Source organism: Bradyrhizobium sp. BWC-3-1 (assembly GCF_032917965.1).
Taxonomy (GTDB): domain Bacteria; phylum Pseudomonadota; class Alphaproteobacteria; order Rhizobiales; family Xanthobacteraceae; genus Bradyrhizobium; species Bradyrhizobium canariense_D.
On record NZ_CP136625.1, the window covers coordinates 1,851,920 to 1,876,297 of the forward strand.

28 protein-coding genes and 3 pseudogenes are annotated in these 24,378 nt (G+C 61.7%); 20 read left to right on the plus strand and 11 right to left on the minus strand.

The annotated features are described in order from the left end of the window. The first annotated feature begins 129 nt into the window (after positions 1-129). Complete coding sequence (locus RX329_RS09010; RefSeq protein ID WP_161495103.1) at positions 130-378, plus strand: hypothetical protein; 249 nt, start codon at positions 130-132, stop codon at positions 376-378. Between the two features lie 384 nt (positions 379-762). Here the strand turns inward: RX329_RS09010 and RX329_RS09015 are convergent, their stop codons facing one another. Next, the gene (locus RX329_RS09015; protein WP_317245697.1) at positions 763-1,323 is read right to left on the minus strand and encodes a hypothetical protein; all 561 of its coding nucleotides are present in this window, start codon (positions 1,321-1,323) and stop codon (positions 763-765) included. Between the two features lie 362 nt (positions 1,324-1,685). On the opposite strand from RX329_RS09015, the gene RX329_RS09020 reads away from it, so the two are divergent. From RX329_RS09020 to RX329_RS09035, 4 genes and pseudogenes are all read left to right on the plus strand, one after another. Next, complete coding sequence (locus tag RX329_RS09020) at positions 1,686-2,255, plus strand: DUF2243 domain-containing protein (RefSeq protein WP_317245698.1); 570 nt, start codon at positions 1,686-1,688, stop codon at positions 2,253-2,255. A 74-nt stretch (positions 2,256-2,329) separates the two neighbouring features. Further along, a pseudogene (locus RX329_RS09025) lies at positions 2,330-2,833 on the plus strand (2Fe-2S iron-sulfur cluster-binding protein); the annotation flags it as partial. Between the two features lie 142 nt (positions 2,834-2,975). Further along, complete coding sequence (locus RX329_RS09030; protein ID WP_317245699.1) at positions 2,976-3,395, plus strand: NUDIX hydrolase; 420 nt, start codon at positions 2,976-2,978, stop codon at positions 3,393-3,395. Continuing rightward, positions 3,396-4,256 (plus strand): SIR2 family NAD-dependent protein deacylase, encoded by an 861-nt coding sequence (locus RX329_RS09035; RefSeq protein ID WP_317245700.1) that lies wholly within the window; start codon positions 3,396-3,398, stop codon positions 4,254-4,256. A 24-nt stretch (positions 4,257-4,280) separates the two neighbouring features. On the opposite strand, the gene RX329_RS09040 is transcribed toward RX329_RS09035, so the two are convergent. Both RX329_RS09040 and RX329_RS09045 read right to left on the minus strand, forming a co-directional pair. Further along, positions 4,281-5,225 carry a patatin-like phospholipase family protein gene (locus RX329_RS09040; RefSeq protein ID WP_317245701.1) on the minus strand — a complete coding sequence of 315 codons (945 nt, stop codon included), beginning with the start codon at positions 5,223-5,225 and terminating at the stop codon, positions 4,281-4,283. A gap of 99 nt (positions 5,226-5,324) precedes the next feature. Then, on the minus strand, positions 5,325-5,561 hold the full coding sequence (locus RX329_RS09045) for a DUF3551 domain-containing protein (RefSeq protein WP_201263779.1): 237 nt from the start codon (positions 5,559-5,561) through the stop codon (positions 5,325-5,327). 162 nt (positions 5,562-5,723) lie between these two features. On the opposite strand from RX329_RS09045, the gene RX329_RS09050 reads away from it, so the two are divergent. After that, entirely contained in the window at positions 5,724-6,920 is a 1,197-nt protein-coding gene (locus RX329_RS09050; RefSeq protein WP_317245702.1) for an NADH-quinone oxidoreductase subunit D, read from the plus strand. A gap of 26 nt (positions 6,921-6,946) precedes the next feature. Further along, positions 6,947-7,183, plus strand: coding sequence for a hypothetical protein (locus tag RX329_RS09055; protein ID WP_085394062.1), 237 nt, complete (start codon positions 6,947-6,949; stop codon positions 7,181-7,183). 53 nt (positions 7,184-7,236) lie between these two features. Here RX329_RS09055 and RX329_RS09060 read toward each other — a convergent pair whose 3' ends face one another. From RX329_RS09060 to RX329_RS09080, 4 genes are all read right to left on the minus strand, one after another. Continuing rightward, positions 7,237-7,503 carry a hypothetical protein gene (locus RX329_RS09060; RefSeq protein WP_317245703.1) on the minus strand — a complete coding sequence of 89 codons (267 nt, stop codon included), beginning with the start codon at positions 7,501-7,503 and terminating at the stop codon, positions 7,237-7,239. A 249-nt stretch (positions 7,504-7,752) separates the two neighbouring features. Next, positions 7,753-7,986, minus strand: coding sequence for a hypothetical protein (locus RX329_RS09065; protein WP_317245704.1), 234 nt, complete (start codon positions 7,984-7,986; stop codon positions 7,753-7,755). Positions 7,987-8,133: 147 nt separating this feature from the next. Beyond that, positions 8,134-8,763: a cytochrome c gene (locus tag RX329_RS09070; protein ID WP_317245705.1), complete on the minus strand. Its 630-nt coding sequence runs from the start codon at positions 8,761-8,763 to the stop codon at positions 8,134-8,136. Between the two features lie 720 nt (positions 8,764-9,483). Next, complete coding sequence (locus RX329_RS09080) at positions 9,484-9,759, minus strand: hypothetical protein (RefSeq protein ID WP_317245707.1); 276 nt, start codon at positions 9,757-9,759, stop codon at positions 9,484-9,486. Between the two features lie 291 nt (positions 9,760-10,050). Between RX329_RS09080 and RX329_RS09085 the strand changes: the two genes are divergently transcribed. The 3 genes from RX329_RS09085 to RX329_RS09095 all read left to right on the plus strand — a co-directional run bounded on the left by RX329_RS09085 (position 10,051) and on the right by RX329_RS09095 (position 11,506). After that, positions 10,051-10,323, plus strand: coding sequence for a hypothetical protein (locus RX329_RS09085; protein ID WP_317245708.1), 273 nt, complete (start codon positions 10,051-10,053; stop codon positions 10,321-10,323). Then, entirely contained in the window at positions 10,320-10,601 is a 282-nt protein-coding gene (locus RX329_RS09090) for a hypothetical protein (protein WP_317245709.1), read from the plus strand. The genes RX329_RS09085 and RX329_RS09090 overlap by 4 nt, the downstream gene beginning before the upstream one ends. 659 nt (positions 10,602-11,260) lie before the next feature. Continuing rightward, positions 11,261-11,506, plus strand: coding sequence for an NAD-dependent epimerase/dehydratase family protein (locus tag RX329_RS09095; protein WP_317245710.1), 246 nt, complete (start codon positions 11,261-11,263; stop codon positions 11,504-11,506). Between the two features lie 701 nt (positions 11,507-12,207). Here the strand turns inward: RX329_RS09095 and RX329_RS09100 are convergent. Next, on the minus strand, positions 12,208-12,390 hold the full coding sequence (locus RX329_RS09100) for a hypothetical protein (protein WP_317245711.1): 183 nt from the start codon (positions 12,388-12,390) through the stop codon (positions 12,208-12,210). Positions 12,391-12,632: 242 nt separating this feature from the next. Between RX329_RS09100 and RX329_RS09105 the strand changes: the two genes are divergently transcribed. Next, complete coding sequence (locus RX329_RS09105) at positions 12,633-13,052, plus strand: CopG family transcriptional regulator (RefSeq protein WP_317246395.1); 420 nt, start codon at positions 12,633-12,635, stop codon at positions 13,050-13,052. A gap of 4 nt (positions 13,053-13,056) precedes the next feature. After that, positions 13,057-14,241, plus strand: coding sequence for an alpha/beta hydrolase family esterase (locus RX329_RS09110; RefSeq protein ID WP_085394074.1), 1,185 nt, complete (start codon positions 13,057-13,059; stop codon positions 14,239-14,241). A 71-nt stretch (positions 14,242-14,312) separates the two neighbouring features. Here the strand turns inward: RX329_RS09110 and RX329_RS09115 are convergent, their stop codons facing one another. Beyond that, positions 14,313-14,522, minus strand: a complete 210-nt coding sequence (locus RX329_RS09115) for a hypothetical protein (protein WP_317245712.1) — start codon at positions 14,520-14,522, stop codon at positions 14,313-14,315. Positions 14,523-14,912: 390 nt separating this feature from the next. Between RX329_RS09115 and RX329_RS09120 the strand changes: the two genes are divergently transcribed. The 3 genes from RX329_RS09120 (at position 14,913) to RX329_RS09130 (ending at position 16,546) form a co-directional block, all read left to right on the plus strand. Further along, the gene (locus RX329_RS09120) at positions 14,913-15,131 is read left to right on the plus strand and encodes a hypothetical protein (protein WP_085394077.1); all 219 of its coding nucleotides are present in this window, start codon (positions 14,913-14,915) and stop codon (positions 15,129-15,131) included. Positions 15,132-15,277: 146 nt separating this feature from the next. Beyond that, on the plus strand, positions 15,278-15,436 hold the full coding sequence (locus RX329_RS09125) for a hypothetical protein (RefSeq protein ID WP_317245713.1): 159 nt from the start codon (positions 15,278-15,280) through the stop codon (positions 15,434-15,436). A 207-nt stretch (positions 15,437-15,643) separates the two neighbouring features. After that, positions 15,644-16,546, plus strand: a complete 903-nt coding sequence (locus tag RX329_RS09130) for a GNAT family N-acetyltransferase (protein ID WP_085394078.1) — start codon at positions 15,644-15,646, stop codon at positions 16,544-16,546. A 778-nt stretch (positions 16,547-17,324) separates the two neighbouring features. Here the strand turns inward: RX329_RS09130 and RX329_RS09135 are convergent. Next, a pseudogene (locus RX329_RS09135) lies at positions 17,325-17,474 on the minus strand (transposase); the annotation flags it as partial. Between the two features lie 385 nt (positions 17,475-17,859). Between RX329_RS09135 and RX329_RS09140 the strand changes: the two are divergent. The 3 genes from RX329_RS09140 to RX329_RS09150 all read left to right on the plus strand — a co-directional run bounded on the left by RX329_RS09140 (position 17,860) and on the right by RX329_RS09150 (position 20,615). Further along, positions 17,860-18,807: a gamma-glutamyl-gamma-aminobutyrate hydrolase family protein gene (locus RX329_RS09140; protein WP_317245714.1), complete on the plus strand. Its 948-nt coding sequence runs from the start codon at positions 17,860-17,862 to the stop codon at positions 18,805-18,807. Positions 18,808-18,810: 3 nt separating this feature from the next. Further along, positions 18,811-19,998, plus strand: a complete 1,188-nt coding sequence (locus RX329_RS09145; protein ID WP_085394085.1) for a carboxylate-amine ligase — start codon at positions 18,811-18,813, stop codon at positions 19,996-19,998. A 308-nt stretch (positions 19,999-20,306) separates the two neighbouring features. Next, positions 20,307-20,615 (plus strand): hypothetical protein, encoded by a 309-nt coding sequence (locus tag RX329_RS09150; protein ID WP_317245715.1) that lies wholly within the window; start codon positions 20,307-20,309, stop codon positions 20,613-20,615. Between the two features lie 246 nt (positions 20,616-20,861). Here RX329_RS09150 and RX329_RS09155 read toward each other — a convergent pair whose 3' ends face one another. Then, positions 20,862-21,074 (minus strand): hypothetical protein, encoded by a 213-nt coding sequence (locus tag RX329_RS09155; RefSeq protein ID WP_143275320.1) that lies wholly within the window; start codon positions 21,072-21,074, stop codon positions 20,862-20,864. 921 nt (positions 21,075-21,995) lie between these two features. Here RX329_RS09155 and RX329_RS09160 point away from each other — a divergent pair. After that, positions 21,996-23,552, plus strand: coding sequence for an ISL3 family transposase (locus RX329_RS09160; protein ID WP_317245716.1), 1,557 nt, complete (start codon positions 21,996-21,998; stop codon positions 23,550-23,552). Between the two features lie 80 nt (positions 23,553-23,632). Beyond that, positions 23,633-24,319: pseudogene (locus RX329_RS09165) on the plus strand (cytochrome-c peroxidase); the annotation flags it as partial. Positions 24,320-24,378 lie beyond the last annotated feature (59 nt).

The window sequence follows — 24,378 nt, forward strand, 5'->3', positions numbered from 1 at the left end:
GTGTTGGGATTGCAGGTTAGCATTCGCGCCGCGCCTGCTGAAGGGGCGGCCAAAGTGGGCGCTACATACGGTAGGAACGTTGGAGGGATCTCGGGTTTGTTGGCTTGTCTAGCCCGAAGAGGTTTCCGCATGATCAATCGAGATCGGAATTACCGTGACAACCCCATAGCCTGGGTGGTCATCGCAATTGTCGTGATCGCCGCGATCGCCGCCATTTTCTACAGCACCGGCAACCACACTATCGCGTCCAACCAGACCAGCGCGCCCGCAACCACAACCAGCTCAACGATCCGGCCAACAACGACCGGGTCGGGCGCTGGTTCTCCGGCCAGCGCCCCATCCACAGCTCCTGCAAATACCGGTACCGGGTCGAAGTAGGTAGAGAGCAACCCGCGTCCGGCGTTAACGTTGATGCACTCCGCCAAAGCGTCGAGAGGGCATGATGGAACCGTCTAACCCGCGACCCCCTTGAACATAGCCTTGGGCTTCGTTTGGCGTAAATGCCTGAGGCGAATAGGGAAGGCATCCTCGGCCTCAGATCCGCCCCGTCCTGAGGCCGTCTTTTTTGGCCGGTCGACGGGAGCTGGGCATACTGCTCTGCAGGAGCCAGGCTTCCCCTTTGGAACTCGGTTCCAGCTCCGGAATTACCGGACGTGCCTAGAGAGATCAGGATAACACTGTGGTCATTAGCAGCCGCCTGCGTGGTGGCCTTTGGCGTGGCCGCTATCGTCTCTCCTCACTAACCCTGCTGCCGCGAGTGGCTTAGCTGCTCGACCGGAGCAGTATCGAGCCTTTCCGGTCGACCGGCTTGTCAAACCGGGGGGCGTCAGCATATGCGCTCGGTATTAGCCACTGGTCATAGCCGGTGGCGAAGATGAACGGCACTCCTCGCGCGCGCAGATCGTCGGCTACCTGGAAAACCTTCTCGACACCGAGATTCACGGCGAGGATGGCAAAATCGAGCGCCGACTCTCCTGCGACAAGCGCCAGGGCATCTGCCAAGGAGGCTGCGGGACCGATCACCGTCGCGCCGAGATCCTCGAGAGCCCTCGCAAGGTCGACAGCGATCATGTATTCGTCCTCGACCACCAGAACGTGTCGTCCTTGCAGCACACTTCTCGCTGCATCAGCCATCCACAGCCCATGGCTCTCAATCTCGGTTGCGATCCGGCAGCGCACTCCGTCGGGACCAAATTCCAGACAGGTCTTGGCATTAAGCTGGTAGGGGAGCGCGCCCTCAATCAGCTCGCTGCCGTAGCCCTTCCGAGCCGGACGGCCGCTTCCATCCGGCATCTGGACGCCGCTCTCGCGCCAGTCAAGCACGGCTCGCCGCTTTGACCCGTTAGCTCCCTCCAGTCCCCACAGAATATCGAGCCTACCCGCCGGTTGCCTCAATGCCCGTACTTGAGCGCATTGGTGGCGAGTTCATGGATCGCAAGCGCGAATCTTTGAGCTGAGCTGGGAGGCAGCATGGCCGGTGGACCGTCAATCGTGACCTTGCCCCGCTCTACACCACCGTCGCCGTGCGCCGTTAGCTCCAGCTCGATAAGCTCCCGCAGATCAATGGCACACCCACAATGATCGTGAGAGGAGCTGAGCAATGGCCAGGACAAGTTCGAGCTTGATGCTGATCGCCTTACTGGCGAGCGCGTCGATAGGGGCCGCCTCGGCGCAGAGTGGCGGGGGTGGAGGTGGCGGCGGTGGCAGTTCGGGAGGATCGGGCGGAGCAAGCGCGAGCAGCGCGGGCGGTGGCGCCAGCGGTGTTGTTTCATCAGCTGCTGCAATGGCATCATATGTTAAGCGGCTGGTATCCGCTCAACTCCATCGACAACGTCAAGCTCAACACGAGCTGGGACGGCATCTTCCACAGCGCGGCCTATGTCGCTGTGCTCCTCGGGCGGTATGTGCTGTGGCAACGGGCGCGCAGGTCTGACATCCACTGGTCGCGCGGCCAGTGTCTCGGCGCGGTGTTGCTCGGTTGGGGCATCTTCAATCTGGTTGAAGGCGTGGTGGACCATGAGATCTTCAAGCTGCACCAGGTGAATGAGACCGTGCCTCACGAGCAGCGCATTTTTTGGGACATGGGCTTCCTGCTATGGGGTGCGGCCATGTTGGTCATCGGCGCCGCCATGACACGCGCCGCCACGCAAGGGAGGGTCCATCTGATGCTCGCGACAGCACCGGCCTTTCGCATCGTGCTCTTGGGTGTGTCGCTGGATGATCTTCTGCAACTCCGCTGCTTCAATCCCGGCTGATGCGCGGTTCAGCTGCGCAAGTGAGTTCAACGCCGCGGCTTTTCGTCAACGCCTCATGTCTTCCCGGAGGTAACATGGTCGAGTTCAGGCTTCCGAAACACTCCCGCGTCGAAAACGGAAGGATCTGGCCCAAGCCGGACAGCAAATCGTTGCGCGAATTCCAGGTCTATCGCTGGAATCCCGACGACGGACGCAATCCCCGGCTCGACACCTACTTCGTCGATATGAGCGATTGCGGGCCCATGGTTCTGGATGGTCTGATCTGGATCAAGAACAACATCGACTCCACGCTGACATTCAGGCGGTCCTGCCGCGAAGGCGTGTGCGGCTCCTGCTCGATGAATGTCGCCGGCCAGAACACGCTCGCCTGCACCAAGTCCATGAGCGAGGAGGTTCCGAACGGCGAGCCGCTGCGCGTGCTGCCCTTGCCGCATCAGCCAGTGGTCAAGGACCTCGTTCCCGACCTGACGAATTTCTACGCACAGCTCGCATTGATCGAGGCTTGGCTACAAACCGTGTCACCCACGCCACCAAAGGAATGGCGACGGAGCCATGAGGATCGGGCGAAGCTCGACGGGCGCCTCAACGGGGGACGGACACTCCCCGCAGAAAGGAACGATGGCTGCGGCGTTGGCTTATCGACCAAACTGGAGGCGCCTGATGGGCAAGAAACAATTCGCCGCGTTGCCGTTCATGCTGAACAATTCCGAATTGCGCGTGATGCTGATCACGACCAGGCGCAAGCGCAGGTGGAGTGTCCCGAAGGGATCGCCGATGCGCAAGACGGAGCCGCATCGTACGGCTGCACTCGAAGCTTACGAGGAGGCCGGCCTTGTCGGCGTCACCGCAAAGCGCGCGCTGGGCAGTTTCAAGCATCGCAAACGGAAGGGTGATCGCAAGCGGACCATGAACGTTGCCGTCTTTCCCATGAGGGTCCACGGGCAGGAGCGCTGGTGGCCGGAAAAGGGAGAGCGCGAAGCAATCTGGGTCTCGCCGAAGACGGCGGGCCGTCTGGTACACAAGGCGCAGCTTCGGCGTCTGATCGCCCGCTTCGCGGCGCAGACGGAGAAGACCGGCTCCTCGCAGCTGAGCGACGGCATGGCTCCAGGAACCCGCGTCTCGTCCAGTTATTCAAGGTAGATGAACCAGCAACCGACCGGACTCGCATTTGAGGAGCGACCGCCTCATCAGGTACTGGCCGCTGCAATCAAGCGGCGCTGCGCGATCCTGTTCGTCGGCGCCGGCGTCTCGATGGCTGTCGGCCTGCCGTCCTGGCGATCCCTGATCGACCATCTGCTGGATGATCTTGGACTTGAGCGCGACGTGATCGCTGGGATGCACGGCGGCTATCAGATGCTGGCGGAGTACTACCGGCTGAAGCGCGGCGGAATCGGCCCGCTCCGCAGCTGGCTCGACCGCAACTGGCGCGTCGACCCGGACAGGATCGCGGCCTCGCGCCTCCACAAGCTGATCGTGGAGCTCGATTTTCCGACCATCTACACCACGAACTACGACCGCAACCTCGAGACAGCCTTCGAGGTCCTGGAAAAGCCCTATGCCAAGATCAGCAACGCAAAGGACATTGCAAGCGCCCGTTCCGGCGTCACGCACATCATCAAATTCCATGGCGACTTCGACGACGATGCCTCGCTCGTCTTGACCGAGACCGACTTCCTCAACCGGCTCGCGTTCGACTCGCCACTCGATATCCGGTTTCGCGCTGACGCTTTGGGAAGCACATTGCTCTTCATCGGATACAGCATGTCCGATCCCAACATTCGGCTCCTGCTGCACCGGATTTGGCAGAGTTGGGACGAGTCCGGGCACCGCCAGGACCGACCGAGGTCCTTCGCTTTCGTCACGCAACGCAATCCGGTGCAGGAAGCGGTATTGGCGAACTGGGGCATCACCACCATAGCGCCGCCTGACGGCGTCAGCCCGGATGATGGTGTGAGCCGGTTTTTGCTGGACATCCGCGAGTGTATCGAGCGAGAGAACTGAAGCGGTCCCTGGCGCTGAAACGCCCTACCCTCGTCGTACGTTGCATATCCCGTTTCCGGGAGCCAGGGATCCGGCATGTTGCATGTCCAAAAAGCCCGCGCGCCAACGTTGCGCCATGGCGGGTTCCGACAGGTCGAACGATTTCTCAGGTCCGGCTTCCTCGCGGCCGGGCCGGTAGCTCAGGAGATAGATCCTGTCGTTGCGATCCAGGCCCTGTAGCTCGGCGCGAAGCTGGCGAGCTTCGAGGGCGTGACGAAGGCGCTGAAAGGTCTGATTGCCGAAGGTGAGATCGCTCTTGCGCTCAGCCGCGGCCTCTAGTCCGTCAGGGACGCTGCCGTCGCGCGCAAAGAGGTCGACGACGTAAAGACGAAGCGAGGCTGCAGCTTCGAGGACCGGATCGAACGGCGCGTTGAGCGAGAACCCGCCATCGCCGAGCCATCTCCCGGCAACCTGCACCGGAGCGAATTCGGGGAGAAATCCGCAACTGGCCAGGATGTGATCCATTTCGATCCGCTCCGACGACGAGTCGAACAGCACGGCATCGCCGCTTTCGAGGTCCGTTGCGCAGATGGAGATGCGCAGCTCGCCGTTGTTCAGGCGCCCGAAATCGATCAGCCGCTGAAGGCGTTCGCGTGTTGGGCCGAGATCGTACAGACCGGTGAACGGGAACGACGGTAGAGGGAGACGGGGATGGAAAAAGCCGGTGTGGCCAAGCAGGCGGGTATTGATTGAGCTCAGCCAGGCAGACAGATGGCGGCTGGCGTCCGTTGTAGCGACAGGCGCCGCGGCAGCATGCCAGTAGCTGCGTAAGTTCTGGATTCGGTCGCCGGTGGGACATCCGCCGATCAATGCGGCCGTGATCGCGCCGGCGGACGAGCCGGCGACCCAGTCGATGTGCGGCGAGACAGAAATGAGTGCTTCGAATGCGCCGCCATGATACGCGCCAAGACCGAGACCGCCCGCCAACACGACGGCCGTGAGCGTTTGCTCTGCTGCCATGGGGCCGCTCGGATCAGCGGCGGGACGGGTCAGAATGGGGCTCGGTTGCCAGTCGGCAACCTGGGCCGGTCACCGATATCCCCTATATCGCCGTGCATAGGCATAGCGAGGATTGACGCCGCAATAGGCGTTCGTTCCCGATGCAGTCGCCATGCACTGAGCGTAACTGGCGAACTGGCAGTTGCCCGGATAGCCCCAGACGCGGCCCTGAAGGCAGTAGCGGTCTTGTGCGACGGCCGCCGATGGGGAGCCGATGCCCGCCACGAGCGCGAGAGAGGCGGCGGCCAGGAGCAATCGATGTTTCATGAAAATCTCCAATTTCAACATTGAACGTCGCTCGTGAAGCGGCGTTCCAAAGTGCAACGTTCATGGCTCCTTATCCAGGGTTCGAGGCGAATCGTTAACCTGTGTGAAGCCGTCCGATGTCAATCACGATTAAGGTGAGGGATGCCCTCGATCGGAAGCGATATGCCTGAGCAGTCTCCCAGCTTGAGAAACTTCACCATCAATTTCGGTCCCCAGCATCCCGCCGCTCATGGCGTGCTGAGGCTCGTGCTCGAACTTGACGGCGAAGTCGTCGCACGGGTCGATCCGCACATTGGTCTTCTGCATCGGGGCACCGAAAAGCTGATCGAGGCCAAGACCTATCTTCAGGCGATCCCCTATTTCGACCGGCTCGACTATGTCGCTCCCTTGACGCAGGAGCACGCATTTTGCCTGGCGATCGAGAAACTGATCGGGCTTGAAGTTCCGCGGCGAGGGCAGCTGATCAGGGTGCTCTATCACGAGATTAGCCGCATCCTGTCTCATCTTCTGAACGTCACGACGCAAGCGATGGATGTCGGGGCCTTGACGCCGCCTCTTTGGGGTTTCGAAGAGCGCGAGAAGCTCATGGTGTTCTACGAGCGTGCGTCCGGCAGTCGGATGCATGCCAACTATTATCGTCCAGGCGGCGTGCATCAGGACCTTCCACCCGAACTGATCGACGATATCGAAGCCTGGTGCGATCCGTTCCTGCGCGTCGTCGACGATCTGGATCGGCTGCTCTCGCTCAACCGCATCTTCAAGGCACGAAACGTGGATATCGGCCGGGTGACGCTCGAGCAGGCCTGGGCGTGGGGCTTCTCCGGCGTGATGGTGCGGGGGTCGGGCGCGGCCTGGGACTTGCGAAAGGCACAGCCCTACGACTGCTATGCCGAGATGGACTTCGACATTCCCGTCGGCAGGAACGGCGACTGCTATGACCGCTATCTCATTCGCATGGAGGAGATGCGGCAATCCGTTCGCATCATGAAGCAGTGCATCGAAAAGCTGAAGTCTGCGGACGGCCAAGGCCCGGTGCTCGTGCAGGACAACAAGGTCGCGCCGCCGCGACGTGGCGAGATGAAGCGTTCCATGGAGGCGCTGATTCACCACTTCAAGCTATATACCGAGGGCTTCCACGTTCCCGCCGGCGAGGTCTATGTCGCCGTCGAAGCTCCGAAGGGAGAGTTCGGTGTGTTCCTCATCGCGGACGGGACGAACCGTCCCTACAAGTGCAAGATCAGGTCGCCGGGGTTCGCCCACCTGCAAGCGATGGACTTTCTCTGCAGGGGGCATTTGCTCGCGGACGTCTCGGCGATCCTCGGGTCGCTGGACATCGTTTTCGGCGAGGTCGATCGCTGACCGGAAAACCGCACTGGAGGATCAGGATGGATATCAAGGAAAGCTCCGCCATGACCGAAGCGTCCGGTCTTGTGGACGATCAGGTCACCGCGCAGAACGGCTCGCACGCGCCGCACGGCGATACAAGAACAGGACTCGATACGCCTTTCCTAGCGACCTCGGCGCAATTGGCCGACCAGCTGAGGAGGATGACCAGAGCGGCGCCGCTGCAAGCGGTCTTCGCGGCGTTTCTGTTGGGCGTTCTGGTGGCTAGGCGTCGCTAGACATCGGCCAAGGCCGTCCCTTTCATCGGCCGACCCCGCCCGTTGCACGAGAATCACGCCAGCGCGTTCGTTACCGGGGGCTCGTTCATCTGCTCGACCTGTGCGCCGCTATCCGGCCGCGCCGGTCCGAGCACAGGCTCCTCGCCCAAAGGTTCGAACCCGGCCCGGAAGCTGAACGACCCCTGGCCGTCGAGCGAAGGGCCTTCGCAGTAGCGCCCCGGCTGCAGCGGCGCCGCGTTGCGTTCGGTGCCCATGAACATGTAGCTGAATTCGGTCGCCTCCTTGCTGCGAAACCGAGGCCGGCCTCCCAGATCGCCCACGCCATCGTTCCGGCCAGCAGCGCGGGATAGATCCAGAGCGCCTCGGCGCGACGGCGCCCGAGCAGCCAGCTCGTGAGCGGAAGCATGATGCCCGCGATCAGATAGTAGACGGAGCCACCGAGGGCCGCGAGCCAGGCACCGCCAGCCAAGAGGCCCAGTCTCATGATGACGATCACGACAGTGACGGCCAGCAATGGCGCGTCACGGAACCAGTTCGTTGAACGATGCGTCGGAGTCATGATGGTCACTTCAGCGATAGAGAAACGCCGTGATATCCCGCGCGTCCTTCTGCGGGAAGCCCATTCTCGGCATGGCATTGCCCGGCAACGCCCGCTGTGGATCCTCGATCCAATCAGCCATGTTGTCCGGCGAGTTCTGGATGTAGCCGGCGATGTAGGTCCGCGTGCCGATCCGATGCAAGGGTGGGCCGACATTGCCTTCGGCGCCGGCAATGCCGGGAATATCGTGACACAGCCGCCGCAATGATACTGCTTGACGAGGTCGGCGCCACGACGCGCGTCGCCCATGAAATTGTCCGGGCCCGCAGCCTTGCAGGCGGCGCCTGTCATAGCCAGCAGCGCGGTGACTAGCAATCTCGTGATCGGATTTGCCATCGCTGCTTCCCGGCGGTCAGGGCTTCTGGCCGAAATTGAAAGACTTGGTGGCAGACCAGGGATCGGTCGTCGAGACCTGTTCGGTCGGGACTTGCTCCACTTCAGCTTCGCCGAGGAAGGAAGTCCGGCCCCATTGGTGGCTCGGCTCGTTGCTGATCTTGCCGATATAGGTGACGAGGTCCCAGATGACGCTGTCAGGCAGTACGCCGCCCCACGCCGGCATCCCGTTGGGCCGTCCCTGGTAGATCGAGAGAAAGATGTTCTCGGGCTGCGAGCCGTAAATAAAGGTGTTGTTGCTCAGCGCCGGCCCCATGCAGCCGCCGCCATTGGGTGCGTGGCAGCCGACGCAGTTGAAGTTGACATAGTAAGTCATCCCGCGCTGCTCCGCATTGGGATCGCCCTGCACAGGATTCTTGATTTGCGGCGGGTCCGGCTGCGCGCCGGGATGGAGGTGACTGACCGGGACCTGCATGAAGACGCCGGGCCTGCCATTGCCGACGCTGCCACCGTAATTCGGGCGGGGAGACAGCGTCGGCATCTGCGCCTCCTGCGACTGCGGCAAAGTCTGCTGGGCCAGCCCCGCACCATTCGGCACAACCGCCAGCAGCAACGAAAGGGCGCTCGCGCGCAGCACTGGAGCAGACATCACTCATGTCCTCCCGATACCGCAACCGGTTGGTCCACCAGCGGAACGCCTTAACTGCGCAGCAGCGAGGTGATCTCGGACCGGTGCTCGTCGATGAATGAATTCAGTCGGTCGCGCAAGGCGTCGTCGCCTTTGCGCACGCCCACCGCGATGGCGAACCGGAACCGATCGGTCGCGAGCAGATCAGTTGGGCCGATGTCCTCCGAAAGGCGTGGCTCACCGGCTTCGCTGCCAAATCTCGAACGGCGATCGTGGTGAGGAACGTTCCTCCATCACCTGCATTGCGTTCGCAGATTATAGCTGAAGTGGAGCAATGCTATACTGGGCGTTTATTGACGTTGACGATTGCGTTCCTCCTGATCGGGACCGGCATTTGGGCCGATCTCGGCGATAAACCCTCCCGCGATTCACGCGGCGTATGGTTCACCCAAGCGATGCGCGGCATGGCTTCATATTAGGCCGTCTGCCGGCCCCCGTGAAACGCTGGTAGGGCGGATCGACCGCAAGTCAAATTTTTCCGTTACCCCATCACATGTTATTTCGGTCACCGCCGTTTCGTTTAGACAAGACGTATAGACCTGCTTCGGCCGTGCAGGGCGGATGCCGCAAGGCCTCGGCTCCGGCCGGGGCCTTTTGCATGTGAGGCGAGGCTCGCGCGGATGGCTCCCCTCGGTCGAGCGCTTGAAAGCGCTTCGACTGGGACGCCGCCCGAAGAAGCGATCAGGCCATGGGCTCGTCATCGCGAGGTGGCGCATTCGTTCGCTGCCCTTTGCGGCTGAGATCGCTGGGGACGATGCGGTTGTTGCGATCGACTGCAACTTGCGCCGGCGCGCTGCTATCTCCGGCTCGTGCCGCGAGCTCTTTCAGGATCTGGCGGGACTCGCGCGCGGCCTGGCCCCGGCCAAGTTCCTGCGGGGATTTTCGTCGACCGGCGGTCAGGCGAGCGATGCCGAAGACAAGTACCAGCGCAAGGACTGCAAACGCGATCATTTCCATCGGAGATGAACCGTGGACGGTGCCGCAGTTCCTAGTGAGCTGGCGTCGGCCGCCCGTTCGAACAGAGAAAGCCGCCGGCTTCCTCACCCAGACGGCTTCAGAAGTACGTAGCTGTTGATCGTCCTCTCAGCTGCCGTGCGTACCGCCGTTACCTTCGTTCGCGCATGCCGGCCCTTCCGACGCAGGCGGCCGTGTCTGCTGTGATCTGAACGCAGAGATTGCGAAGCGGCGACCCAGCCGGAAAGAGGAACTGCGGCGCATCGTTGCAGTTGCCGGTCGAAGGAGCCGCCCATGCGAAGCCTAAGCCTAGGTCAGGCAATTCTCATCGTCGCGTTGTGCGCCATGCTCGCACTTGTTGTGGTCGGTATCGTGTGGGTCTCGGATGCAACCAATGGCGTCGACGACGTCGCCATGGACGAGAACGGCTGGATCGCACTTGGTCTTGGATCGTTCTTTTCGCTCGCGATTGGCTGCGGACTGATGGCGCTGATGTTCGTTAGCAGCCGGCGTGGCTACGACGAGGCTGCAGATCCATTTCGAAAACGGAGCCGAGATAGAACATGAAGTATATCGCGATGTTTCTGAGCCTCATGTTTAGCAGCTTGCCCTTTGCCCTCGCGCAGAGCAATTCGGGCGGGTCGGCAGCGGGACAAACGACGACCAATTCGTCGAGCGTGCAGGGTACCGCGGGCACGAACGCCAGCGGCACCATCCATACCAACCAGGGCAACAGCTACGGCAACAATGCGGCGGGTGGGATCAGTCCAGGTAGGGATCGGACGGGTCAACCTGCGACGAGCAACGCCACGTCCGGCTCAGCAGGGCAGGGCAGCGGCAAGTAGCCGCCGGCGAAGTCAGGCGAGCGGGCGCGGCTCAAGTCGCGTGCTGCGCCCGGACACTGGCTCTCCAGTTTCGCCGTCGTGACGTGCCAGCCTGGACTGTCGAGCATGCGGCCGCGATCAGGGGCGAGGGATGTCGCCACTGAAATCCCGGATTCCGGTATCGCTTCGGGTGCAGGAAGAGGAGTTCCCCATGTTCGACGCCGAAACTACCGCCATTCTGCGGGCGGTTCTGGCTTGCACTGGCGAGGCTAACGCCATTGCGAACAGGCACTACGAAGGTAGCTCGAGCTGCTATTGATGCGCAGCCGTCACACGCCAGATCGTGTTCGAAAGGTCGTCGGCCAGACATGAGCGCGATGAAGGCTATCCTCTGAGCCGCCCTAGCCGTTGAGCCCCGAAGAAAAGGCGAAACGTGGATGACAGAATCCTCTCCAGCGGCAGCACGACCTCTGCGACGCTCTTGCGACCGCGACAGCAGGCGATGATTGCGCCGAATCACGCGTTGGCGACCTGGGGACCGTCGCATCCGCCGACGTCCGCGAGCAACTAAATGACTGAGCGGCCCGCTGTCCTGGCCCGAGGAGGCGCGGGCTATATCGGTTCGCATACCTGCCGCGCTCTAATGCCAGCGGTGCCGACCGGCCGGCGGCATCGGCGAATTGCGTGACAAGGAGACGCATCTCATTCCGATGATGGCGCTGCAACTTCGCCGTGTTCGGCGACGACTACGCGACACTCCCGACCGGACCGCGATGCGCGACTACATCCATGTCCCCGATCTTGCCGCAGCGCACGTCGCCCCGCTGAAGCTGTTGGAAGAGGGATCTGCCGGCGGCTTCAATCTCGGCACCGGCTCCGGCTTTTCCGTGCGCGAGGTCCTGACTGGGATGCGTTCCCCAACCTGAGCATCGATCACCGTTGCTAAAGCACAGGAAGGGCCTAAAGCCGGACGATGGCGGAGCTCAGGCACGTATGTATTAGTAGAAGACGAACCGCGGAAACGAAGCCTTCATCTGCCGGGACTCGATCTCGTCCACCGTTTCTCTAGCTGCCCTCTTGCGATGGCCAGCAGCCCGACGGGGACGGCCTCACCGAACCGAATGGCGCGTGAGCTCGCGGGGGACCTTCAGCCGCAGTATCCTGCTGTGCATTGTGCCAACGGCTCGAGGGGCGGGCGGCGACCCCTTGACCGCGCAATCGGGCATCATGAGGCCCACAAGCAGAACGCCAACAACCCGAACAACTCGAACGCCCAGGCGCCGTCCGGGCAGAAGTAGCTGCTCAGCGCGCTGCGACAGCGCGCCCAGCTCCTCGCGAGGAGGAAATCGATACAGTGCTCGGACCTCCCTAAGGCCAATCTGGAACGGATTAGCGCCCGTTGGATTGGTCGGCATGACCGAGCGAGTTCTTTACGAAGTCAGCAATGGTGACGTCTGCTGACGCGAGATCCGCGGACGAATACGCCCGTCGTGAAACACCAGCGCAACATCAGCTCAGGGGCCAAGTCTCCCATACGGATATCGGCCAATTCCTGCGAAGCGGCGCAAGCGCTCCGGAGCGCCAGCAACTGCTGAAGTTGATCGATACCCTGTTGGAGAGAACGCGCTCAGGCCGACCACTTGTCCTCCTCACGGCGCGCTTCGTCGTCGTTGATGCGCTCGGCCAAGTCGGCAGCGGTTTCATGATCCTCCGTAGTGGCGATGGGCTCGCCATCTTGCTTCTTGATCTTTTGTCTGTCGGTGGTCACCGGAAAATCATCGGGTGCTAATGGCTTCTTGGAAGCGGACATGTGTCTTCCTCCTGTAGCCGCGATGATAGCACGCCGCCCAATGAGCCCTCAGGTGTTTCAGACGGTTAGATCTGACGGCTGGACGAAGGGTCCGTCCTACCCTGGGAACGTTCGCGAAACGGCAGCGGATTCGGTTCCGAAACCGCGGCGGGAGATGTTTGCCTGCCGCCTTGAATTTATCCCGTAAAGGTCCATTTACCATCCCTACCCCATCCGGGCGGATGGAAGAATGGATGTACCTGATGACCGACAATGTACGCGAACTGCGACCCCGGACCCCCGATACGGAGAAGATCACAATCAACCTGGGCTATGTGGACCTCGGCCAGGTCGATCTCATGGTGCAGGAAGGGTTTTATTCGAACCGCACCGATTTCATTCGGACGGCGATACGCAACCAGCTCGAGCGGCACGCGGATGTGGTCAAGCAGTCGACGGCCCGCAAAAGTCTGGACCTGGGGCTGCGTAATTATGCCCGCGTCGACCTCGAACGAGCGCGACGCGCCGGGGAGATGCTGCACATCAACGTTCTCGGCCTGGCGACCATCGATCAAGACGTCACGCCCGAGCTGGCCCGCGCGACAATCGCCTCGGTCTCGGTGCTCGGCGCCCTTCATGCCAGTCCTGCGGTCAAGGCCGCTCTCGCCGACCGAACGAGGTGAAACGATGCTGAATCCAGACATGGTTCGCGAAGCGACTCGCCTCACACGCGCCGGCCAACTGGTCGAAGCCACTACACTGCTGCAGCGAATGCTGCGTGGCGACGCCGGCCCCGCATCGACCAGGGGAAATACTGCGCCTGTCGAGCGTGCGAGGCTCGAGCCGCCGACACTCGAACTGAAGGCCAATGTCGTCGAGAAGAGGGAGAGCGGGCCGTCCACGCAAGCCACGCCTGCCAAACGACACAAAGGCCTCGCGCCCTTCGGCGGCATTAAAGATCTTTCCGGTTTCGGCATGCCAGGTCCGGTCGGGCGCGCTCCACTGTCCAAGGCGGATATTGCACCGGACGCCACAAGGTTCGTCGCTGCCACCTTCACCAACGCGGCGGGAAGTCGGACCTACAAGCTGTTCATCCCCAGCCGCACTGATGGAGGACCGCGTCCCCTCATCGTCATGCTTCACGGCTGCACCCAATCACCGGACGATTTCGCCGCCGGCACCCGGATGAATTTTCTGGCGGAAGAGCGGAATTGCTTCGTTGTCTATCCGGAGCAGCCACGCGGAGCCAACCATGCGAAATGCTGGAACTGGTTTCGCACGGGGGACCAGCGGCGGGATGGCGGGGAGCCTTCGCTGATCGCCGGCATTACCCGCCAGATCATGCGGGAGCATCCTATCGATCCCAAGCGCGTCTACGTCGCAGGCCTGTCGGCCGGCGGGGCCGCCGCGGCCATCATGGGTGCGACGTATCCCGACCTATATGCCGCCGTCGGCGTTCACTCCGGGTTGGCCTGCGGGGCTGCCAGCGACCTTCCGTCCGCACTGGCCGCTATGCGGCAGGGCAGCGCTGGACCGATCGGGACGGCTGGCGCATTGGTGCCCACGATCGTCTTCCATGGCGATCACGATACCACGGTGCATCCGAGCAATGCTGACCGGATCCTCCGTGGGTCGAGCGAGACGAAGATTCTTCGCGGGCGAGTACCTGATGGGCACGCGTATACCCGCACCATCCTCGCCGATGCAGATGGCTTGGACATGTCCGAGCACTGGAGCGTCCACGGGGCCGCCCATGCCTGGTCGGGAGGCAGTCCTGCCGGGTCCTACACGGATCCGCGCGGGCCGGACGCGACCAGGGAGATGCTGCGTTTCTTCCTCGAGCATTCGCTGGCAAGCTTCACGCGGAGATAGGGCGCGGCCTGAATTCACAATCGCGGGGATCCGGTTTGACTGAACGCGACGGAACGGCCCGCCGGTGGAAGTCAGGCCTCGCCCGGTCCGGAGAAGATGGAAGCCGGCGGCGTGGTGCGCGGGACCGGTAGCGGTCGTTCAGTTGCTCCAGATCGCCCGGTGCCGCCCTTGGCGTCGTACCGCTTGGCGAGATCCAGCAGACGACGTCGGGTGAACGGATCGGCCTTTTCGGCGATGACACGGACCCGCTGCGCGAGGCTTTGGTAGAACTCCTGCTCCATCACGCACCTCCACAATATCAGTTCCTCAAGTTGAGTAGCCCGCGGTCTAGGAGTCAAGAAGCGTCGGCAAGCGCATGCAACTTTCCGCGACCGTCTTGAGATCGCGGTGGCGACGGACGTAGACTGGCCGTCGCAGGGGGAAATCAGATGGCAGTGTCCTATCCGGTCCGGAAGGCGTGCCCGGCGTGCGGCAGGCCGATGAAGGCTGTGCCCGACGAAATCGCCGACGGGAAGCTGCGGTACGTGTGCACCACTTGCGCCGACGACCCGCTGCAGGACCCGACGGCCCGCAAGTGGGCCGACGGTCCGCTGCGTCCGCCGGCGAAATAGGAATTTCCCCGCGACCCGGCGCTCCGGTTATGATGCAGCGATCGCCAGGATTTGCTCCCCATGCGAATACTGACAGCTGCTGTTCTCGTCGCCTGCCTGTTCACCTCGCCGGCCTCCGCAGCGACGTGCTCAGAAGCGATCGCGCACTGCAAACAGGACGAATCCAGGCATCCAGACGCGGATCCGCAGTGTGCCGGTGCGGGGCAGGCCTGCATGAAGACCGGAATTTTCATCGGCCCCTACACACGCAAAGCCTGGCGCGGCCTCGTCAGGCAGTAGAAGAGGAGGCGGACCGTCCGCGCCAGAAGAGACGCGTTTTCGCCATCTCGAGAAGCCATTTCGTCAATCCCGCGAAGTCATTCTGAAACGAACGCCTGCTGTTGTGGCCCGGCGTCGGGTGTTGGCCGGCCTCAATGGAGAGTGACATGAATGCTGCGATTGCATGGTTGCTGCCCCGCGCGTCCGCGAAATCGATCGAAGACATCGACACGGCCCTTTCGGTGGCGATGTTCAGTGGCCTGGGCCTGCTGCTGTCCCTTTCTGTACTGATCGTCGATAAATACACGCCGGGCGAATGGTTCTGAGCTGAGCGCTCGGACTCCAGCGTCTGGTCGCGTTGTGCCTTGGCTGCCGGCGAGGTCGCTCTATGCGGCATCCGTCGATGGCTCGCCGTCCTGTCAGGCGCGGCAGAATCCCTCGGGGAGGCTTTCCAGGCCTGACGCTGTGAAGGCTGATCCTTCCGCAGCAGGTGTAAGATCCTTTCGACGTGCGCGTGTCCGTGGAGGTGTTCGATGACGGTGGTTTGCCGGCCTGCGCGCGCGGAAGACCTGGAGCTTGCCGATGCGCTTGTCGTCTCCAGCATCAACGATCTCACAACCCGCCATGGCTTTGGGACCATGGCCGCAGCGAGTCCTCCGAATTTTCAGTCGTTCTCTCTGGCGGACGATCCCGACGGTCTCTGGGTTGCGGAAGACGAGGGGCGGATCCTCGGCTTTGCTTGGAGCTGGGTCTGCGGCGGCATCTGGTTTCTGGCGCAGCTTTTCGTTTCGCCTAACCGCCAGGGTGGGAGTATTGGCAACGAGCTGATCGAGCGGACCCTGGATCACGCCAGGAAATCCGGCGCTTCCAACACGGTTCTGATCACCTTTGCCTTCAACGCCGTCTCGCAGGGGCTCTACATCCGACATGGACTCTTTCCGCGGTTTCCAATCTACACCGTCAGTGTGCCCCGAGAGCGTTTGATCGACCGCCTGAGTGGGCCGCAATTCAAATGCGCTCCGCTCGACGAAGACGCTTCGACGCTGGCTCGCCTCGCGCAGGCGGATGAGCGGGTGCTTGGGGTATCCCGGCAGAAGCATCATCGCTATCTCATCAACGACAGCCGGACGCGAGGCTTCAGCCTCTACGACGGAGACGATTGGGCCGGCTACGTTTATGTCGATGCCGGCGGCCATATCGGACCGGTCGCGGTTCTGCAGTCCGGCGCCGCAACAACAGCCTTCAGGACGGCGCTGCGGCTGGCCGTTGAGAGTGGCGCACCGCAAGTATCGGCATTTCTGCCGGGCGCGGGCGAAGCTGTCCTGACGACGGCGCTCGAGCACGGTATGCGGATCAAGTTTCCGATGCTGCTGATGTCCTCCCGCGATTTCGGCAGTTGGGCCCAGTACCTGCCTCGGAACCCAGGCTTTATGTGAAGCTCCGCTATTCAGGTGTGGTCAGCGGCCACCACGTTGGACTTTCGTCGGTCCTCTGGGGTCCTGTCTGAGGAAGGTCACGCCGAGTTCGCCGCCGTATAGCCACGCCAGTTCGCATCGCGATAGGAAAGGCCCGTGGACGAGAGCACCAGGAAGAACTCCTTCAATGGCAGCCCCTTTATCGAGTCCTCGATCAAAAGCTTGGCTCGGACGTCAGATATATCTTTCAATGGAAGGCCGCGGCTTTATTAGCGCGCTTGTCAGCGGCGCCTTTTGGCAGACCCCAGCGCAGGCACAGGAGCGTCAATCCACTCTGAAAGACTTTAGTAGGGCGGCATCTCTGCGGCTCGTGCTTCGATCTGCTACGCGTGTAATGTTCAGTTCCGAATGGAACGCGGCTATCCACTCCCGTCACGGTGCCGAGCCCATCAACCCCGCCGCCGAGTAAAGGATTATATCCAGCGGACGGACTGAGCCGACATCACCGCCTGGTGTGGACAATTTCTGAGGATCCGCTTCCGGCCCTTCTGGCCTTGGCGCGGCGCAAACGGCTTGCTCAAGAACGAAGCCGATCGGCATCCGACGCACGGAAACGCACGAAGCCGCCTTCTATGGGAGCGCCAGAATCGCCAGCAACTTCTCGTTCAATTGACCGATAGAAAACGGCTTGCCTATCGCGGGCGAACTGCTGAACTCTTCCGCCAGCGGAGGTCCGCCGTAACCCGTGCTGAACAGGAAGGGAATCCTTCGCTCCCGCAAGATGCGAGCTACCGGGAAAACCTTGCTTGCTAATTCGGCCAAGCTTGTCCTTGCCCCCACTAGAGTTCTGCTTCGGCACGAGCCCGACCCAGGCCGAGAAGTCCCGCCCCGATCGGAAGGTTGTGGCGTCGGCAACGCTTGCGACTAGCGCCGTTGCCAGTGCTGGACCCCGGCGCCGTGATTCCCGGCTGGGAGTCTTACACTTTCCTGCAGTGGGTGAGCCCCAAAGGGGGGTGAGTATCCTCCGCCGTAACCCGACAGTTGCGCGTCAGCCCGGACGTCGGGCTCCACCCCAGGGGCTCTACGGCCGACGAAAAGACGGTCGACCAGCATCCTTGCGAGGTGCTCTCCGTGTGGCTCAGTAATTTCGAATTTGCGCAGCTCATGTCAGGCGATTTCGGAACGCGGGCTTGCTTTCAAGCACTGCGAAACAAACAAAAGTTAAGCGCCCCTGCTATGTATAAAATCGAAGCAGTTCAATCACGAAGCAACCTTTGTGCACGATTGCGGTTTCACTCTTCATCAACACACGAGTGAGGCAGCAGAGGACAACATTGCACGAGCCCCGTACGAGAATTGATCCGCACGATCCCATTGCCTGCAGCCGCTGGGCGCTTCGATTAGGAACAAACGTCAGAGAACTCAAGGCCGCGATTCATCAATTCGGCAGCGCGGCGGATGCCGTGGCGTACGGTCTTCAACAGTGGCGGCTCGACCGGTCCCGCGGTCAGTGGAAGGCTCGCAGCGGCGCGCCGCAGGTTGGGCTTCTCTCCGATTCAACAATTGCGCGCGGCGAGCTGCTCTCGTCCGTTGCCATGATTTGTGTCAACGCCATCGGCGTCGCCGCAGGTGCCGTCCCGCGGGTCTTGCCCGCGGCGCCCGAAGCAGATGTCGAGGCCTATCTCGACGGCCTAGACGGCCTCTTTGTGGGCGGCGGGCAGACCAACGTTCACCCCTCCCGCTATGGGAAAATGGCCGACCAGGCGCACGATGGCCCGTTTGATGAATTCCGCGACGAGGTCGCTCTTCGCCTGATTCCGCATGCGCTGGCGCGCGGCATCCCCACTCTTTTCGTGTGCCGTGGATCGCAGGAGTTGAATGTCGCCTTCGGCGGCACGCTGGCGAAGGAGCCGGACAGTTTGCCTGAGGATAAACGCCATGGCACGCCCGAGGCGGACAACGAGGATAGCCGCTATAGATTGCGACAAAAAGTGACGCTGCGCAAAGATGGCATCCTGCAAGCGATCTGCGGCGCAGACACTCTCATCGTGAATTCGTTGCATAGCTTCCTGATCGCCGATCTGGCACCGGGGCTCGTGGCGGAAGCCATTGCCGAAGACGGCTCGGTCGAAGCCATCAGCGTCGAGGGCGCGAGCGCCTTCGCTCTCGGCACCATGTTTCATCCAGACTACTGGGCGAGCACCGATCATGCGTCGGCGCGCATCCTGTCTACTTTCGGCGATGCTGTTCGCCAGCATGCAAGAGCGCAACGGACAGGTTAGGCCATGCACGGTTACCGCTTCGGCATCGAGGAAGAATATTTTCTGGTGAACCGCCAGTCGGCAGCACCGCGCTCCGAGTTGCCTAAACCCTACATGACGGCGGCCCAGAAGCGCCTCGGCGAACGTCTGACCACGGAAATCCTGCAATCGCAGATCGAGGTGGCGACCCCGCCGCTGACGAATTCGGCGGATGCGTTGGCGGAGCTTGCGCGCTACCGCGCGGTTCTTGCCGAGGTCGGCAAGGACCACGGCGTCGGCATCATTGCGGCAGGGACGCATCCGCTGGCGCAACCCCAGCAGCAGCGCATGACGCGCAAGCGCCGCTACAGCAAGGTCATCAGCGACCTCGGAATGGTCGGGCTCGGCAATCCCATCAGCGGGCTGCACGTTCACGTCGAGGTGCCCGAGCCAGGCCAGCGCGTCGAGATCATGCACCGCCTGGTACCGTTCCTGCCGCTGCTGCTGGCGTTGTCGACTTCGTCGCCGTTCTGGTGCGGCTACCCAACCGGATTGCTCGGCTATCGCAACGCCGCGAACGACGCCCTGCCGCGGACCGGCTTTCCCGAGATGTTTCGCAACCTTGCTGAATACGAGACCTATGTGAGGACATTGGTCGACGCGGGCATCGTCCCCAACGCCACCTATGTCTGGTGGGCGCTGCGGCCTTCCCTCCAGCATCCGACCCTCGAGCTTCGTATCACGGACTGCTGCACGGCCATCGCCGACACGGTAGCGATCGCGGCGTTGTATCGCGCGCTGGTCAGACACGTCGTACACTATCCGGATCTGAACGCTACCTATTCGGCCGTGCACCGCGCGCTAATCGAGGAAAACCGCTGGCGCGCCCAGCGTTACGGGACGGATGGAACGTATATCGATCTCGCGTCGTTCGAGCCGGTCTCGTTCAGGAGCTGGCTGGAGGCGGTGATCGCGATGCTTGCGCCCGACATCGCGCATCTGGGCATCGAGGACGATATTCAGCACCTCAAGGCCATCCTGAAACGCGGCACTTCGGCGCATCTTCAGCTGGAGTATTTCCGGGGGCTGAGAAAGTTCGGCCGCTCGCCGCGTGAGGCGATCGGTGACGTCACGAAGTGGCTGCGCAGCTCGACGGAGGCCGGAGATTTCGCCGCCCGGACCAGCGAACCGAAGGGCACTCCTGCGCGGCAGCTTTTGACCGAGACGGTCTAATATTGCTAAGTCAGCGGCTACAAAATGACTTCCGGCTGGAGGCGTCGACCTCGAAGCGACCGCCCATGTAAGCACAGCGAAAAAAACCTCTAAGGGGCAGCTTAGAACTGTGCGTAGCCCCCGGCTTTTGAGCTCTCCGCCTGGGCGACGCCGAGTTTTCTCAACCTGCTTCTCGTGATCTGCTCTCCCCCGCATCCATCGAAGACCGACAGGCATGACGCCCCACGTACCGCGGGGCCTGCCTGCCATTCTTCACTCCGCCACCGCAGCGCTACTCAAGCGGGGCGTCGATGTTGTGGAGGTGCGACATGGATGAGCAGTTCTATCGAGTTCTCGCGCAGCCGGTCCAGATCACCGCCAAGAATGTTGATCCGTTCACCCGGCGTCTGCGGCATCTCCTTGCGATCCGGAGTAACCGAGCTGCCGATGCCCCGGCGCCCCCGGCACGCATGGTCTCCAGACGGGCGTCTGACACCCCCCAGCTGTTCGCACGGGATCAAAGGCGTGGCATCCGCCAGCCGCGTCAGGGCGCCTGGCTCACACAGGGCGATACTCGCTGGATCCCGACAGCAAGCGGCGGCAAACGGTTCGCGCAGACGCAATTTAGCTTGAGCTGAGCGCTTCGTGACCTCGCTTAGTACGTCGTGAAAATTACGTGCATTTAGATTCCGATGCAGAGGTCGATACTGCAGCTCTACCTCAGAATTACGCTGAGCTGGACATCGAGCTGAAAGCATGCCGTAGGACTAGGAGATAGTTGACTAAGAACATCAGGTGCAACGGGGCTTACGCTTAGCGAGATTTACCGAGTTGCCCGATCATTCGAGCCGGCGCGGCATGCCGGCGCTCAGTTAGAGCTGGCTTCATCGATCCTGCGCATGCAGCGGATCAAGCGAGGAGAGTTGCCGTTCCAGGTTTGCGGCCGTCTCGGCCGCACGAAGCTTCTGCAAAAGCGCGTCTTTCTTTTTACGGTCCGCTGTGACGGCAGCCTGCCTGCGCACCGTCTCGGTGAATTGCGCGATGCGGTCTTGGAGGGAGGTGGTCTGCTTGAAGCGACATCGTTTTTGCATTGGCACTCCTCTGTTCCGCTACAACGCTAAAGCCGCACGCTTCAATCGCCATGTACATAGGTTGCGGAAATTGCTGAGATGCGACGGTGTTTCGACGCCGTTGGGAAAGGCAAAGGCCCTTGGCCAAGCCAAGGGCCTTGCCGCTTGTCACAAGGGTACATCCGCCCTGCAACGCACCGAAGCATCAGATATTGGGTACTATGTGCCGCGCGGGCATTAACATGTGATAATAATCAATCAGCCGCATGGCCAGGCACAAAGGCTTTGGAGTGGTTCAGTGCACCACGGCCGAGGCAACCGAGCTCATCATCGTGTTCACTGGCAGGGAGCTCCGGGCAGCCGTGGTTGACTAAATCTCGCGGACGCAGGTTGAGCTCGTTAGTCCCGCCGACTTTTCTTTCCGCGTAATCGGCCTATCGCGCGCGCTTCTGGTGTCCGTAGACGGTACGGCGTTGAAGCTGTCGAAGGCGCTCCGGGGAGGCAAGGCGGCATCAATCGTGTTCAACAACCCTATGCCCCCGCGGAATTTGACGGCGCACTCACGTCAAACTCCGTCAAGCCTCCAGCATGCGTCTCGTCATCGGGTTGTGTCCGGTCCAATCTGGGCCAGTGACGTTCGGACCGCTACACTATCCGTATCCACACAGCCAAGCAGCCAAGACCCAATTCGGACATTAGGACCAAAGATATTAAATTTTCTTTTTTGCTACACGGCGTTGGCCAATTGCTTTGCATGCACGAGCGATGCCAATGGAATATCAAGTTTGCAAATGACGCCGGAGGGCTTAAAGGCCAGATGAGCTTCGCTGTGTTTCGGCATGGAATAAGGACCCCGTTTTCGGGGTGATCGGCATCCAATCGGGGGTCTGACTCATTTCCGATGAAGTTTGCCGGGCGACTGTGGTTCTCAAACGGAGAATCAGCGCCATGCGGACGGGCTTTCAAATCTCATCGCTAGTACCGAGTGGTTTGGTGTTTGATGGTGTAAGTGACTCAATGGATTCGGTTATTCTGGCTGTTCGGTCAGAGGGTGCGGAGGCCCAATGCCCTTTGTGCGCGACAGCGTCGCGCCGAATCCATAGCCGATACATCCGGCACGTGGCTGATTTGCCGTCAGCGGGCAGAAGGGTGCGCCTCCGATTGCTCACGCGGCGCTTCACATGTGAGGTGCCGCATTGCCGCCGGCGGATCTTCGCGGAGCGGTTTGGAGAAGACATCGTCCCGCTTCGACGGCGCCGGACGGCACGGTTGGAATACATCGTCCATCACTTGGGGTTGGCGCTCGGCGGCCGGCCGGCGGCAAGCTTCGCCAAGCGGCTCATGCTGCCCGTCAGCAACGATACCTTACTGCGGGTGGTCCGCCGGCGGACGGCGATGCCGACAGATCCATTGCTTGTTGTGGGCATCGATGACTGGGCGTTCCGGAGAAATCATCGATACGGGACGATCGTGTGCGATTTGGAGCGCCGGCGGATCGTTACCCTGCTGCCCGACAGGGAAACTGCGACCGTTCGGGCGTGGCTATCGAAGCACCCAGCGATCAACATTGTGTCGCGAGATCGCGGTGGTGGATACGGCGAGGCAGCAGCCAAGGCGCTGCCGAACGCCATCCAAGTCGCCGACCGCTGGCATCTGATGGAAAATGCGAGCGCGGCCTTCCTTGATGCGGTGCGCCGCTCCATGAACAGAATCCGAACCGCAATTGGAGCGACGACGATCAACCCGGAATTGCTGACCTGTGCGGAAAAGCTGCGCTATCAGGGCTATTTGCGGCGGCAGGACAGCCATGCCGTAATTACGGCTCTCGTCAGCGACGGTGTGTCGCTCAAGGAGATCGTCCGCCGCACAGGACATAGTCGCAATCTGGTTCGCCAAATTAGCCGCGGCGGCGGTACGGATATGTTCCGCACCCGTCAAAGCACCCTGGACGGGCATCTGCCGTTCCTGGACGCGCAGTGGTCAGTCGGCTGTCGCAACGGTGCCGAGCTCTGGCGCCGCTTGAAAGGACAAGGCTTCAAGGGATCGCTGCGCGTCGTGGCGGAATGGGCGACGCGACGGCGACGTGCCGAGACTATCAGCCATCAACAATTGCAGAAGGTCCCCGCCGCCAGGACGATAGCGCAGCTGATGACGACGAAGCGCGACCACCTAACCAAAGCCGAGACCGTCACGCTTGCGGTCATCGAACAAAACGTTCCTATGCTGGCCGATGCCCAAGCTCTCGTTGGCCGCTTCCACGCGATGATCCGAAAGAAGGCCGAGATGGAGCTCGAACCTTGGATTGATGACTCCAAGCGGAGCCTCATTGCCTCGTTCGCGAATGGCATTGCCAACGATAAGGCCGCGGTGCACGCGGCTATCACGCAACCATGGTCCAATGGCCAAGTGGAAGCTCAGATCACCAAGCTCAAGCTGGTCAAACGGCAAATGTACGGGCGCGCTAAGCTCGATCTCCTTCAGGCTAGGCTGATTGGCGCGCCATAAAAACAATCACGATCATCGAATATGCGTCAGAGCCCCGATTGGATGCCGATAGGGGGTCCCAGTCGAACGCCGATTGACACCACAATCCGTCGCTGTCGTGGGGAGATGGCCTTGCGCGTGCGGTCGGGGAGGATCCGAAAGGCCTGCCGCTTCGTTCGCCCACTCTGATCGATGTGGCGTTCACCCAGCCGTTGGGCTGCGACGGGAAGTTCAGGGATATCGAATCCGTCACGTTTGGTCCGATCACGGGTCTGGCAAACATGAATCTGACAGAATCGGAGTTGATTGACCGTCTGTCGACCAGCCCGGCCTATGTCGATGCGTTCGCAAGCGCCTACGGGGATAGTGCGATCACCCGGCCCAGGATCGAAGCTGCCTTGGCGACCTTTGAACGCACCATTGTCGCGGACGAGTCCCCGTTCGACCGCTGGATCGCTGGGGATGAAACCGCGATCAGCGCGGCGGCCAAACGCGGCTTTGCGCTCTTCAACGGCAAAGCGCGTTGCTCAGACTGCCGCAGTGGGCCGTCTTTTACCGATGGATCGTTTCAGGATATCGGCACCGCGAAAGACGGTGATATTGGCCGCGGCCGGCTGTTTCCGACGTCACAAAAGCTCCGATACGCATTCAAGACGCCGACATTGCGCAACGTTGCGCAGCGTGCGCCCTACATGCATGATGGATCGGTCGCAACGCTCGAAGAGGTCATCGAACTCTATGACCAGGGTGGGATTGACCGTCCAAGTCGGTCCCCTTCGATAAAACCCGCTTGTCCCCAATAGCGGCGCGAAAGCGGATGTTGTCGGACTTCCAAGAAGGCCAAGCT